The 747-nt window shown below is 50.7% G+C and carries 1 protein-coding gene; it reads left to right on the forward strand.

The genetic code is table 11. The features are described 5' to 3' along the window. A partial coding sequence (locus A3750_RS18475) for an MASE1 domain-containing protein (protein ID WP_156498726.1) occupies positions 1 to 747 on the forward strand: 747 nt, incomplete at both ends.

Here is a 747-nt window from a genome sequence, read left to right on the forward strand (position 1 = left end):
AGCCTGCGCCTGAAGTTCGCGCAACAACGCTGGCTCAAAGATGTAAGAATTCTGGAGGTCATCGCTGTTGCGGCCATTTACATCGCTTGTGCTCGGCTTGGCCAACTATTCGCAATCGAACCTTCAAATGTGACACCCGTTTGGATCCCTTCTGGAGTGATGCTCGCGCTAGCGCTTCGCTTTGGTCCATCTATCTGGCCCGGCGTGTTCTTTGGGGCGTTTTTTGGAAATATCTGGGCTTATATTTCCTTCGACTCGATTGAGGCCACGTTGAATGCCGTTGCGTCCGCAACGATGAATGGCATCGGCGACGTTATATGCGTAATTGTTGCCGCTGAGTTAATTCGTCGTTACGCCGGAACCAGTCGCATCCTAAAATCCCATCAGTCACTGTTATATTTTTTGGGCTTTGGCGCCTTGCTGGGCCCTTTATGTAGCGCCCTTTTCGGTGTCGGTGGACTTTGGCTATTTGGTCATATCAGCACATCGCAGTTCAATCATGTTTTCGTAACGTGGCTAATGGGCGATAGCGCGGGCGTTCTCACATTTACCCCTTTCCTGCTGTCATGGCTTTATCCAGAACGACATTTTGGCATGCACTCCCTCGTCGCTCTTATCGCCGCTGCCGCCTACAGCCTGCTTGTGATTGCTATTGTATTCGATGTCATCCACTTCCCGGGACACATCGATTACGCCATATTTCTTCTTCTGCCCATGCTGTTTGCGCTACTTTTTCGATATGGCCAG

It is taken from the genome of Oleiphilus sp. HI0079 (genome assembly GCF_001635105.1).